General features: G+C 54.9%; 12 protein-coding genes. All 12 read right to left on the bottom strand.

Annotated features, from left to right (window positions below; all coding sequences use genetic code 11):
* Positions 1-299 precede the first annotated feature (299 nt).
* Positions 300-902: a hypothetical protein gene (locus K9N21_17130; GenBank protein ID MCF8145638.1), complete on the bottom strand. Its 603-nt coding sequence runs from the start codon at positions 900-902 to the stop codon at positions 300-302.
* A gap of 969 nt (positions 903-1871) precedes the next feature.
* Positions 1872-2087, bottom strand: coding sequence for an addiction module antitoxin (locus tag K9N21_17125; GenBank protein MCF8145637.1), 216 nt, complete (start codon positions 2085-2087; stop codon positions 1872-1874).
* A 263-nt stretch (positions 2088-2350) separates the two neighbouring features.
* Positions 2351-2932, bottom strand: coding sequence for a hypothetical protein (locus K9N21_17120; protein ID MCF8145636.1), 582 nt, complete (start codon positions 2930-2932; stop codon positions 2351-2353).
* The gene (locus tag K9N21_17115) at positions 2919-3134 is read right to left on the bottom strand and encodes a hypothetical protein (protein ID MCF8145635.1); all 216 of its coding nucleotides are present in this window, start codon (positions 3132-3134) and stop codon (positions 2919-2921) included. The genes K9N21_17120 and K9N21_17115 overlap by 14 nt, the downstream gene beginning before the upstream one ends.
* A gap of 20 nt (positions 3135-3154) precedes the next feature.
* Positions 3155-3358, bottom strand: a complete 204-nt coding sequence (locus K9N21_17110; GenBank protein ID MCF8145634.1) for an ORF6N domain-containing protein — start codon at positions 3356-3358, stop codon at positions 3155-3157.
* A gap of 394 nt (positions 3359-3752) precedes the next feature.
* A complete protein-coding gene (locus K9N21_17105) occupies positions 3753-5237 on the bottom strand; it encodes a Fic family protein (protein MCF8145633.1) in 1485 nt (494 codons plus the stop codon).
* A 230-nt stretch (positions 5238-5467) separates the two neighbouring features.
* Positions 5468-7513 (bottom strand): formate dehydrogenase subunit alpha, encoded by a 2046-nt coding sequence (gene fdhF / locus K9N21_17100; GenBank protein MCF8145632.1) that lies wholly within the window; start codon positions 7511-7513, stop codon positions 5468-5470.
* A gap of 11 nt (positions 7514-7524) precedes the next feature.
* Positions 7525-8373 (bottom strand): 4Fe-4S binding protein, encoded by an 849-nt coding sequence (locus K9N21_17095; protein ID MCF8145631.1) that lies wholly within the window; start codon positions 8371-8373, stop codon positions 7525-7527.
* Between the two features lie 82 nt (positions 8374-8455).
* Complete coding sequence (locus tag K9N21_17090; protein ID MCF8145630.1) at positions 8456-8863, bottom strand: hydrogenase iron-sulfur subunit; 408 nt, start codon at positions 8861-8863, stop codon at positions 8456-8458.
* Positions 8864-8941: 78 nt separating this feature from the next.
* Positions 8942-11983, bottom strand: a complete 3042-nt coding sequence (locus K9N21_17085) for an FAD-dependent oxidoreductase (protein MCF8145629.1) — start codon at positions 11981-11983, stop codon at positions 8942-8944.
* Between the two features lie 91 nt (positions 11984-12074).
* The gene (locus tag K9N21_17080; protein MCF8145628.1) at positions 12075-12443 is read right to left on the bottom strand and encodes a response regulator; all 369 of its coding nucleotides are present in this window, start codon (positions 12441-12443) and stop codon (positions 12075-12077) included.
* Entirely contained in the window at positions 12440-13678 is a 1239-nt protein-coding gene (locus K9N21_17075) for a GAF domain-containing protein (protein MCF8145627.1), read from the bottom strand. Before K9N21_17075 ends, K9N21_17080 begins: the two co-directional genes overlap by 4 nt.
* Positions 13679-13740: the final 62 nt, after the last annotated feature.

Raw genomic sequence — 13740 nt, 5'->3', positions numbered from 1 at the left:
GCCCCGCTTCATGTTCGTATTGAGGAGAAATGGGGATGGCGGGTCGCCTCCGACACCCCCTCCGGTTCGCTACGCTCACCTACGGGGGTGTCGCCACTTCTCTCCTGCTTCATCCGACAACTACTCTGACACAGGGGGGCATAGTCTTTGGTAACGTATCTCAAATTTTTTCGATATCCTTGAGCGAAATACGGATCTACATCACGTAATATGCAATCTTCATGTATTAGGTCATCATCGTACATAATTATTGATACTTAATCGCGGCTGGACGAAGTCAGCGCCGCGATGTTATGCCTTCAGCTACGTTTCCGAGGGATGGGATCAACAGGTCCAACTTCTTTTGATTCGAAATCGTATGCAACAAGCATTGTTTTGCCGATTACCCTTCCAGCGCTCAGCTTATGTATGAGTTCCTCGTCGACCTTCCCTGCGTAAAGAGCGGCAATGAAATCCGAATATGCTTCAATGATCTCATGGACACCTTCTTCCCTCAGTTCAGTTGGAAACAACAGCTTAAGATTTAGATCCTCAGAAACCTTGACATGGATCGAGAAAGCCAGGGAGTATTCTCCTGAGCTTTTAACTTTACCCTTTGAATGGACGAGAAGTATCTCTGGTCTCGACGGACCGAGGAGACGATTGGCGGCTTTCTTCAGAGCTTTCTTAAGGAGATTGTAATGATCTTTCCCCATCTCTGATAGGAAGGCTTCGAAATAGGGCTTTGCGAGAAAGACAATGAGCGCTGTCGGAGCTAGCCACTCTAAACCACCTTGAATAGGGACTTCTTCCTCACGCTCGACGGTGAGAGACAAGCCGCTAGTTGAGATGGTTGATACGAAGTCATCAACGACATCATCCGAGACGATTCTGGAAAAATAGCATAGACCGATTTGAGTCATCTTAACGTCCTTCTGGCATAACAGTTGGGACAGCTGGAAAAGTATCCACCTATTGCCTATATATCATGGAAAAAAGTCCATGTATCATGGTATTAAGACTGTAAAGATGGAAATCATAATTTGCCTGTCCCCTTTTGCTTCCTGAAATCGATCACTGGCTCAGGAGACGCTTGCGTATGTGCTATCACGCCATGGCGTGATGGCGGTATGCCCGGACAAAGGTGCGGGAGCTGCGAAAGCTCGGGACCTCTCTGGATGCCGCCATATCGGTCGCCATAAGCAGAAAAGGGCCTTGGCACTTAGCCCGGACACTGGCCACCCAGACCGGCATGACCAATCAATGGCTAATGGATCAAGGGCTTTTATCTGTCAAAGAGCTGTGATGAAGAAAAGGGGTCAGGTCTGCTGTTGACTCTTGTTTGCCGTATCTTGTTTCTCATGATCTCCGTTGGCCACTTCGACGAACCACCACGTATTTTATCACACAACGTCTTTAATATTTATTAGCCATAAGGCAAAACCGTTGCATGAAACGTATCGATGCTATACCCGATCCCAGAGGTCACGCAGGGCCTGTACCAAGTGGGGTTCAGGAGTTCGTTGTATTTGGGCAGACGGTTGTGTTTTGCCATACTGAAACTTCTGCGTTGGAAGTTCGCATTGATGTGGAACGCCTATTGCGGGATTGAAGCCGTTCTGTGCATATGGTTGTGAAAATCGACTGTTGCGGATCGGAGATAGCGTTTTTGCTCCCAACAGGAAAAAGAGCCCTGTCAGGAGCGGGGTATGGGGTATTTGAGGGGATGATGATCCATAAGCTGAAAGTTGAAAGCTCAAAGGCTTAAGGTTAATGAATCATGGATTGGAACTTGGAAACCTATTTGGCCGAAATTGGGTAATTGGGGGGATCATAGTGCAACAGATGGGTATGTCAAGGAAAAATTGCAAAATGGGGCAGGAGGGGGGTGATTATAGATTGAGGTGGGTGGCTTCGGCCCACTCAAGGGCTTCAGATTCCCTGATTTGATCAGCGGCCATTTCTTTATACGCGGCGTACATATCTCTTTTTACAACATGTGGGCGTACCAACTCCTGTATAAAGCGGCTGATTTTCCGTGGTCCGATGACTGTTCGCAAGCCCTCATAAACCTCTTCGTCGATGGTCACTGTGAGTTTCTTTTGCATCAGATGCACCTCCTTAACATTGCACGTATACTAATACGTGCAAATTGAAGCGTCAAGCGTATCATTTCGACAAACCGGGGTAAGACCACGAGTAACTCCGGACCCCGCACAAAATGTTGACGCCGAATAAGCATCAACCAGCCAAGGCTTTATGCACCGGATATTGAGAAGATGCGGAAAAGGCTGGGGTGACAACATCCATGGCATGGAGGGCTGAGGGGGAGGTCAAGGTCCCCCTATGGCCCTTTGTTGACGCATCGATTTCACGCTTTTACGCCTTCCGGGAGATTTGCCAACAACTCGCGCCACTCCTTTTGAAACCCCATGTCGAGCGCCCGCCTTTGAATTTCGGATATGTCAAGGTCATTCCCTGAAACCTCCAGAATGCCCCGAATGTCAGAGAGGTGTTTTTCGCTTCCGCCTTCTCGATAGTAGGCCAGTTTTCGAAGGATCACATACTCGGGAGGGGCGACCCACATTAGATCTTCTGCCATGCGGATGCACCTTCGGCGCTCCATGGCCCAATGATGGAGAGGATCCTCGCCCGCCACATAGATAACGGCCTTGAACCCGGTTGCATGATGGATGAGATTGAAGTGACCGCGCAGGGGCCTATTTGCCTCGATCCGGATGATCTCCTTCGGCGGGCAATAAAAATCAGTCGAGGGGAACGCCTCAGCAATGCGCTCAGCGTCACGAACACGGATCATCACGACCATATCAATATCGTGAGTCATCCGGGCTTCGCCGTAAACGATGCTCGCTACAGATCCTGTCACCATGTAGGGAATATTCAGAAGGTTCAGCGGGCGTATAAAAACTTGAAACAGCTCAGGTCCTGCCATAAAGGAACGCCTCGCTCAATCTGGATTGAATCTCTTCTTCAGACCACTCCGGATGCTTGGCGCGAATGGCAGCGGCCTTCAGTTCTCTTGCCGAATAGTAGAGCATCTGGGCAATCTCCAGCTTTCGTTCGGGGCTCATTTCTCGAAAGATCCTGAGCTGCACCGGATGCATCCTCGATTTATGGGTTTCCATGACATCCAAAGCGGTTCTCCTGTGACCGGCTACCCCAGGCGGTGGAAACGCAGGCGGGTCAATTCAAACATGAAATCTTCGGGAAAACGTTTAACATTTCTTCGTACCGCTTGGTTCAGCACCCTTGTTTCCACACCATAAAGATCAGCCAAATCTCTATCGATCATAACCTTTGTATTCCGGATGACGTAAATCTTACTGGCGATCTTTTTCGTCGGTACACTATCTGCCATCTTTAGCTCCCGTCAGCAGTGCAGGACTTTCCTTTGGACGCAAGGCAGCCTTTTGGTAATTCAAGGATATACATCAGTTCGCATCCCCCTCCATCCATCCGAAAAAAAACGCCCTTGGGTAAGATAACCCAAAGGCGTCTGGTAATGACCAAGGCACGCTGAACCGCCCATTGAGTTTTAACATTTCGGGCACGGCTTCTTTGCCTCAAATTCGTGAAGGTTTGATTTTTTGCTCTATGTTGGCATTCGTGCATGTCTGATAGTCAATAACTGCCTGTAAGTCAAGATGTTTTTGCCTCTGACCGAGGGGCCGGAAAGGAATAGCAGGCGATCGGCCCATTGCCGAATGGTCGTCTTCCCTTGCCCCGGAAGCTCCGACTTCTCAGCAGAGGATCTATTCACTTGCTCCGATTGAACCTGGCAGCCTGAGCCTCGCGTCCTCCGGGTCCTTAAAGGCGTTGCATGCCGTCAGCACCCTTATGGCCGCATCGTATGACGTAAAGATCATCTGACTGGTGAAAAGATGGGCGAAATCCATGGCTTTCACGAGAGGTCCCGGATGGCTGGTTCTTGATAAGGCCCTGAGGGCCTGAAGGTAATCGTCTTTAAACACGACAGGAATGATGATCCGGCACAAACCCGTGTGCACCAGCTCGGAATTCATCATGATTCTGGCGATTCTCCCATTGCCGTCCACGAACGGGTGAACTTCGGAGATCATGAACATCATAAATATGGCGCGGGGAAGCCCCGGCTCAATCGCACGGCTCATCTCAAAACCTTGGAGCAAGGTGCCCCTCACCTCTTCAGGGGCCACAAAGCGCGTTTGGCCGGCCCGGTTGGGTTCCCGCTTGAACTCGCCAGGCATCTTTTCGGGACGCGCCGCCATTACTGTGTGGTGGCGCGATGTGACGAGAGAGATGAAATCATCAAATGTTTCAGGCACCTTAGACATTTCCTCCTGATTGGATACGAGACGAAATGTTCCCATGATATCGTGGGCGTCCTCAGGTCGATTGTGGGACACCTTGTGCAGAAAAACAATGGCATGGGCTTCATCGATTTCGAATTCAGTCCCCTCGATGAAGTTCGAGAAGTAGGCGTCAAAAAACGCCGCCAAATGCATTTGTTCCTCCGAAAGCCGTGTTTGTTTTCTCACGGGGAGTTGTGTTTGGGCCAGAAAGGAGAACAGATGATTGAAAATCTCCAGCCTATCCGGATCATATGGCATACCCAGAGATGAGGCTCGTGACTGTGGAGAAGACAGTTCGCCGGCAGGCCGCGTACCCATGATAGCGCTGATGATGCGGTTCAGCATTTGGAACTGAGGGCCCATATCGAGAAAGACAGCCGTGTTGCGGGCCTTGTCGCGAAGTTGGTTGAGTGCCTCAGGGCCTTGAATTCGGCAGATGCGCTCCAGTCGGTTTTCTATCTCGGATCGCGGCAGTCCTTTGGATATGGAGGATCTGCTCCGTGAAATTTGCAGGTTTTCCAGAAATGCCCGGGGTGCGGAGGACATGAACAAACCCTGAAGAAACGGCAGGTCGCCTTCCACAGGCCCGGGTCCTTTCAGGAGATGGACGGAAAATCCGGGGAGTTCCGCTTTTCGCGAGTATTTGTAAGTCAGGAATATATCGCCGGTATCAGCTGGTCCGCCCTCAAGCGCGGTGCGGTGGCTGAGGATGGCCCCAGGGAAGAGTTTGCCAAGGATCAAATAGAGGTTCCGCCCGATAATCGCGCGGTCGCTGTCTTTAAAGTTGGATGTGTACACACGCGGGACGAGCTTTCTCAGCAGGCCGGTTCTCACCCAGCGACTGATCCTCTGTGACTCGGCCTTGTCCGCGGACGCGAAGACGATTTCGGGTAGATTATTTTGCATGGAAAAACCTGAAGTGCCTATTTTGTAGAATATTTTATATTTATGCCTCCTTTTTGTCAAGAATTTCAGTGAGTGTTCCTGCTGTCACAGGGTCAGTGGAACTTTGGGACGTCGTTCAAGAATCAAATAACAATCATTTCCGGACCTTTTTGCCGATTTCCCAAATTTTATTTCGGTGCCGGAAAAAAAAGATCGGCCCGGAAACGTGCGGTTTCCGGGCCTTTGATCTATTACAGGACGAGCTTTTGCACCCTCACCGCGCCGACCTTGAACTCCGGGATCTTGGCCAGGGGATCCACGGCCTCCGCATTGGTGAGGACATTGGTGGGCACCTCGCCGAAGTGAATGGGAAGGAAGAGGGTGCCGGGCACCACCGAACGGGTGAGCCGGGCCGGGGCCTCGATATCGCCCCTGCGGGAGGAGAGGACCACCACGTCTCCGTCCTTCACATCCAGGGTCTCTGCATCTTCCGGGTTGATATCCACATACCCTGTCTTCTGTTCCGCATCCAGATGCGGGGAAATCCGGGTCATGGTGCCGGTATGGAAGTGGGCGAACATCCGGCCGGTGGTCAGAAAGTAGGGGTATTCCTCGTCCGGGAGTTCCGCAGGGTCCTTATAGTCCAGGGCAAAGAACTTTCCCTTGCCCCGGGTAAACTGGTCCTTGTGCAGATAGGGCGTGCCCGGATGGTCCTTATCCGGGCAGGGCCACTGGAGCCCGTCCAGCCCCATCCGCTGGTACGTCATGCCCGCATAGCTCTTGGGCGTCAATGCCGCCATTTCATTGAATATCTCTTCCGGGTTCTCATAGCGCATGTCATAATCCATGGCCGTTGAGAGCCTGCTGATGATTTCCCAGTCGGGGAGCGTGTTGCCGATGGGTTCGATCGCCTTTCTGATCCGCATACAGCGGCGCTCGGTATTGGTAAAGGTCCCTTCCTTTTCAGCCACCGAGGCCCCGGCAAGGACCACATCCGCCACCTGGGCCGTCTCTGACAGAAAAAGCTCCTGGACCACCAGGAAATCCAGTTTTTTCAGGGCATGATTGAAGTGATTCCAGTCCGGATCGCTCAGTTTGGGGTTTTCGCCGATCACATACAGCCCCTTCAGCTTTCCCTCCAGCATGGCCGGGACCATGTCGGTAATGGTCAGCCCCGGGGTGGCCGGGAGCGGCGCCCCCCAGGCCTTGGAGAACTTTTCCCGCACGCCCTCGTCCGCCACCGGCTGATACCCGGTCATGACATTGGGGAGGCCCCCCATGTCGCAGGCCCCCTGTACATTGTTCTGCCCCCTCAGGGGATTGACGCCGCCCCCGCGCACCCCCACGTATCCGCAGAGCATGGCCAGGTTGCAGCACGACTTGACATTGTCCACGCCGGTGGTGTGCTGGGTGATCCCCATGGCATAGAGGAGACTCCCCGGCGAATGGGTGGCGTACAGCCGCACCATCTCCTCCAGGTCCTTTGGCGCCACCCCGGTGATGGCCTGGACCTTCTCAGGGGTAAACGCACCGACCTTCTTTTCAAGGGCATCAAAGTCTTCGGTTCGGGCGGCGATATACTCTTTGGCGTGCCAGCCGTTTTTAATGATGAGGTGCATCATTCCGTTGAGGAGGGCCACATCGCTCCCCAGCCGGTGGGTAACGGCCACATCGGCAAAGCGCGAGAGCTGGATGTGCCTCGGATCGGCCACAATGAGTTTGGCCCCCTTTTCCTTGGCCCGCATGACCCGCCTGGCGATCAGGGGGTGGCATGCCGTGGTATTGGAACCGATGATAAAGATACATCCGGCATCTTCTATGTCGGCAACGGAGTTGGTCATGGCCCCACTCCCGAACGCGGCGGCAAGACCTGCCACCGTGGAGGCGTGTCAGAGCCTCGCGCAGTGATCCACGTTATTGGTCCCGATGACTGCGCGGGCAAGCTTCTGGGCCAGGTAGTTTTCTTCGTTGGTTATTTTGGCCGAGACCAGGACCCCGATGCTGTCCGGTCCGTATTTGTCGATAATCTCTCGAAAACGATCCGCAGTGAGCTTTATGGCCTCGTCCCAGTCCGTCTTGATGAACCGGCCGAAGGTCTTGACCAGGGGCTGCTTGAGCCGCAGGATGCTGTTGACATGTTCGTGAAGATTCCACCCCTTGATGCACAGTTTCCCCTCGTTGACCGGGTGGGTCTTCATGGGCAATGTGCCGACAATCCGGTTGTTGATCACCTCAAATAAAACGCCGCAGCCGGTTCCACAGTAGGAACAGACCGACGGCACCAATTTGCACTCCATTTCAGACTCCTTTATGCCTCCGCCCCTATAACGGGTTGAATCGGTTTCGGTTGGAGGGTCACCTTATCCCCCAATATGCTGAAGGGGGGCTGATCCGCGCTGGACCCGGTGTCGTAGTCAAACAGATCCATGACGATCTGGTTGACCTTCTGATAGAGCAACCTCAGCGGAATGTCCATGGGGCAGGCATCTTCGCACAACCCGCAATCGATGCAGCGGCCCGCCATGTGAACGGCCCTCACCAGATGAAAGACAGGGATGTCCGGCAGGAGCGGGCCGGTCCCCACAAGATCGCTGTGCTCCAGGCTGCACTCCCTGCAGAAACAGACCGGGCATATATTCCGGCACCCGTAGCACTTGATGCATTTCTGGAATTCATACATCCACCGGTTGCGCCCCTCTTCCGGGCCATAGGCCTCCGCCTCATTTAATCGAAGGGTGTTGTCGATGCCCACCTCCTTCTTGTAGGCGCCGATTGTTTTCGGCTCCAGATAGGAGCAGTCGGCATGTTCCTTCAGCCTCGATGGACAGCAATTGACATCCACGGTGGAAATCTGTTCCGGCCGCAGTTGATTCCAGACATATAATACATTCAATGCCCGCCGGTTGCAGTCGCGGGCCAGCAGGCCGATTTTGATATCCGGATCTTCCGCCGCCATATGGGTGGCGATCTTCTCCAGGGAATACCGGGCCGGACTCACCACCAGGTCGTCCACCTCTTCCAGCCGCTCCCGGGTAAAGCACCAGGGGAGGGGGTGATGGTCCACCTCCCTGTACCCTAAAAACACGTCAATGGTTCCCTGTTCAAGCCAGGATTTGATCTCGTTATTCATAGAAAGTCTCCTTGAAAGGAGAGGCATTAGGCGCCAGGCCCAAGGCACAAGGGTGCTTCCATCCATCCTTGCGCCTGACACCTTCCGCCTCATGCCTCATCGTTGCGCCTCACGCCCAATTAACAGCCCGCGGCGCGTCGGAATACGCCAACAGCGGATTCGGCCCCAGTGATTTAATTTTTTCGGTAAACGTCGTGACCACCTCCACGAATCTCTGGGCCTCGGCCGATGAGATCCATGCCAGATGGACCCTTTCCTGAAGGCCCAGCAGTCCCAACAATTCCTGAAGGAATGTCATCCGCTTCACGGTCATGTAATTACCATACAGGTAATGGCAGTCGCCGATGTGTCAGCCCCCCACCAGGACCCCGTCGGCCCCGTCCTGCAGGGCCCTCAGGATATGGTGCGGGGATACCGTGGCCGAGCACATGACGCGCAGGGGCCGGATATTGGGCGGGTAAGACAGCCGGCTGACGCCGGCCAGGTCTGCCGCCCCGTAGGTGCACCAGTTACACATAAACGCGATGATCTTAGGCTCAAATCCGTCTTCTTTCACGGTTCTCTCCTTTTTTTTCGAATCCTGCAATTCCCAGTCTCAGGCGGCCAGGGCCCCCCGGATCTGGGCATAGATTTCGGTGTTGTTGAACCCCATCAGGACCGCGGCCTCGGACGGGCACGTGGCCGCACAGGCGCCGCACCCCTTGCACAGGGCCTCGTTCACCTCTGCCACATTTCTTTCCTCGTTCAGCGAGATGGCGTTATAGGGGCAGACCTGCATGCATGCCAGACACCCGGAGCAGAGCTCGGGATCGATGATCGAGACAATGCCTCCCACCTGGATGGTATCCATGGAAAGGACCGTCAAGGCCCTGGAGGCAGCGGCCTGGGCCTGTGCGATGCTCTCGTCGATGGGCTTTGGGTAGTGGGCCATGCCGCAGAGAAACACCCCGTCATTGGCGAAATCCACCGGTCTCAGCTTCTGATGGGCCTCCAGGAACCACCCGTCCCCGTCCATGGGGACCTTGAAGAACTGGGCCAGACCCAGATCCCTGTGCGATACGATGGCCGTGGCCAGACAGAGAAGATCGGCCCGGACCGCCAGTGTGCGATCCAGTATCGGGTCTCTGAATTCAACCCTCACGCCGTCGCCGTCCGCACTGACCAGAGGCTTTTCATTTTTTGAATACCGGACAAACATCACCCCTGCGGCCCGGGCGGCCCGGTAGAGATCCTCCCGTTTTCCGTAGGTCCGCATGTCCCGGTAAAGGACAACGATCATGACATCGGGATTCCGCTTTTTCAGTTCCAGGGCGCTTTCCACGGTATGGGTGCAGCAGACCTTGGAACAGTAGGGGTGCTCGTCATCCCTCGATCCCACGCACTGGATAAAGACCACCGTCCCGGCCTGTGCCACCCTGGGATCGTCGCTCCTCAACAGTCCGTCCATCTCCTGGTGGGTCACCACCGCCCCATGCTCCCCATAGAGGTACTCCCTGGGCTTGTACTCCGCTGCCCCCGTGGCCAGGATCGCCACCCCGTGATCGATGGTCTCTTTGGAAGACCCTTCGGTCACCTCGGTCTTGAAATTGCCGATAAACCCGTTTACCTGGGTAATGGCGGCATTCTGGTGCAGGGTAATCCGCTTCTCCGATCGGATCTCGCTCACCAGTTCCTGGATCAGGTCCGCCACCGCTTCCCCCTGGTGGGCCTGGTTCAGCATCAAGGCATTGCCCCCAAGGGTCTCTGATTTTTCAACCAGATGCACCGGGTATCCCTGGCGGGCCAGGGCCAGGGCGGCCGTCATGCCGGCAACCCCGCCGCCCACCACAAGGGCCGACTGACTGATGGGAAGGGCCGTCTGCTGAAGCGGGGTCAAGAGACCGGTCTTGGCCACGGCCATGCGCACGAGATCTTTGGCCTTTTGCGTGGCTGCATCCGGGTCGTCGGCATGCACCCACGAGTCGTGGTTCCTGATGTTGGCCATCTCGAAGAGATATTTGTTGAGCCCGGCATTCATGAGGGTCTCCTGGAACAGCCCTTCATGGGTTCGGGGCGTGCAGGCCGCTACCACCACCCGGTTCAATCCCTGGGCCTTGATGACCTCCGTCATCTTGTCCTGGGTATCCTGGGAGCAGGTAAAGAGGTTTTCCTCCACATAGACCACGTGGGGGAGGCCCCTGGCAAATTCCGCCACCTCCGGGACCCTGACCACGCCCCCGATATTGATGCCGCAGTTGCACACAAATACCCCGATCCTGGGGGGCTCCCGCCGCACATCCCGCTCCGGGGGGATCACCACCTCCTTGGTTCGGGTGTTGCGGGCAGGGGCCAGCCGCTCGGTTGCCGCACACGCGGCCGCGCTGGCCTCCATGACCGATTGGGGAATATCCTTGGGTCCGGTGAAGGCCCCGCACGCATAGATCCCGGGCACCGAGGTCGCCACCGGGTGAAAGCTGTCGGACGCGACAAAATGATAAGAATCCAAGGTGATCCCCAGCCGATTCGAGAGGCCCGCCACCGCCTCGTCCACCTCCAGACCGGTGGAGAGGACCACCATGTTGAAGGACTCCCTTTGCAGACGGCCGGACTCGTCCGCGTAGATCACCTGGATATCATCAGAACCCGTAATGGAATCCACCGAATGGACCCGCGATCGGATAAACCGTACGCCGTCCTTTTGGGCATGCTCGTAATACCGGTCAAAATCCTTTCCATGGGTCCGCATATCCATGAAAAACACGGCGCAATCCAGAGGGACTTTGCTGTGTTCCCTCGCAATGACCGTCTGCTTGATGGCGTACATGCAGCATACGGATGAGCAGTAGCCGTTGTCGCACCGGTTGACGTCCCGGGAGCCGATGCACTGAAACCATGCGATCTTTGCGGGTTCCTTCTTGTCGGATGGCCTGGAGAGGTGCCCCATGAAAGGCCCTGTCGCTGAAAGGATCCGTTCGAATTCGAGAGAGGTCACCACGTTCGGGAGGGCCGAGTAGGAATAGGTATCGTATCGGCCGGGATCAAAGGACTTGAATCCGGGGGCCAGAATGAGGGAGCCCACGTGGAGGGCAACCTCTGTCTCCTGTTCATCAAAGTTGATGGCCCCCGCGGGGCAGTACTTTTCACAGGCCCTGCATTTCCCTTTCTGGAAATAGATACAGTTATCCCTGTCTATGGCGTATTTGAGGGGAACGGTCTGTGAATAGGGGACGTAAATCGCCTTCCGCTTCATCAACCCCTCGTTATAGAGATCATCCACCTTCTTGGGACACTTCTCGGCGCAGGTCCCGCAGGCGATGCACTTGTCCATATCCACGTATCGCGGATGACGCACCACAATGACGGTAAAATCGCCCTCTTTTCCGGAGATCTCTTTTACTTCACTTAATGTCAGAAGTTCGATGTTGACGTGCCGGCCGACCTCGACCAGTTTCGGGGCCAGGATTCACATGGAACAGTCGTTGGTGGGAAAGGTCTTGTCCAGCTGGGCCATGACCCCGCCGATCCCCGGCGATTTTTCAACCATATATACATAAAAACCCGAGTTTGCCATGTCCAGGGCCGCCTGCATGCCGGCAATACCGCCGCCGACAACCATTACGGCCCCCTGCAGTTCCTGGTTAACCATCTTATCGCTCATTGTAATACCTCTCGTCTAAAACGTCTTTTGGGTAGAATTGAACCGCCAAAGAACGGGAAAGATCTCTCTCTGTTTTTCCGATCCCCGGCGATCACCTCAGTGCGCATGCGTTTTCAACGGCCTCCACCAACTCATCATCCGTAAAAGGCTTGGAAAGATAATCGGTCGCACCCAATTTCATGGCCTGCACCGCATTGGCGAGGGTGGAATACCCGGTCATGACGATCACGCGCAGCGGCGGCATCTTATCCTTCAAGGTCCTGAGAATGTCCATCCCGTCCATATCCGGCAGCTTCATGTCCAGCAGTACAAGGTCATAGCGCGACCGCGCCAAGGCAAGCAATCCGGATTTGCCGGTCTTGCAATAATCGACCGCATGCCCCTTTTCCGTCAGCACCAGATGGCAGGCCTTGCAGATCACGTCTTCATTGTCAATTACCAAGACATCCAGCGGTGTCATCTCCGCTCCTTGCCCATCGGGGCAAACGGCAGCATCGGCAATTCAACAATGAAACGCGTCCCCCGGCCCGGTTCGCTCAAGACCCGGATATCGCCCTTGTGATTCATTATAATGCCGTAGCTCACCGCCAGTCCAAGTCCTGTTCCGTTCGCCTTTGTGGAAAAAAATGGTTCGAATATCTTTTCCATATTCTCTTTGCAGATCCCGCAGCCGGTATCGGCAACCTCCACCTGGATTGTCCGTTTCTCCCTGTTCACGGCGCTCTTGACCGTGACCAGACCTCGGTCGTCCACCGCGTGTAGGGCATTGAGGAAGAGATTGATGAGGACCTGCTCGATCTGATTTTTGTCCAGGAGAACCTCCACCATGTCTTCGGCCAATTCCTTTAGAAACCGCACATGCCGGAGATGAAACTCGTTTTCCACAATGCCGATGGCGGAATTTATCACATCATTGACATTGACCAGGGCCCTTTCGGGTTCCTGTTCCCGCGCAAAGTCAAGCAGACCCTGGATGATAGTCTTGCATCGCTGGGTTTCTTTTATGATAATCTTAAGACCGTCCTCCAGCGGCCCGCCCGGGGGAACCTTCTTCCTCATGTTGGAGCTGTAAAGGAGAATGCCGGCCAGAGGATTGTTGATCTCGTGGGCAATACCTGCGGCCATCCGGGCTAAGGAGGAGCCCTTTTCCACCTGAGTGGCCAGGAAGTCGAAGCGGGACTGCTGTCTTTGAATCAGGTCGACCCGTTCGATGACGCAGGCGCACTGCATGGCGATGGTCTGGATAAAATCCAGTTCATCGACGGACGGCTCACGCTGCTCTGGAAGGTATATCCGCAGAAGACCCGTTACTTGCTCATCAACGGCCAGCGGCACATCCAGCAGCATGCGGATCCCCTCATCCCAGGTCTCCTGAGGATATTCGATCCGGGGGGCGTTCCAGATATCGGTGATGATATAGACCTTGCCCGGTTCGGACAATGTAGCCAGGATGGTTTCCGTACTGACCGGACCCTTGTTGAGATACCGCTCGCCCAATCCAGCCGCCGCCCGCACCTCGAATCTGTTGGTTTCTTTGTTGAGTATTCTGAGAAGCGCGCCCTTGGCGTGGAGAACCTTGGTGGTTTTGGTGACCACCACGTCCAGCACATCCTGAAGATTCGTCAGGGAGTGCATGGCGGAAATCACGTCCCGGATGACGTGAAAATAACTTTCAAACAACGTCGAAGAAGTCATGAATGATCACGCCTCCTTCACACATCTTCCCTGAAAACAGCAGGAGGCAGTTAAGGAGGACA

The organism is Deltaproteobacteria bacterium, assembly GCA_021737785.1.
In the GTDB taxonomy this organism is placed as follows: Bacteria; Desulfobacterota; DSM-4660; order Desulfatiglandales; family Desulfatiglandaceae; genus AUK324.
Note: the sequence above shows the minus strand (reverse complement) of the source record. Positions and strands in the feature narration are given on the sequence as shown.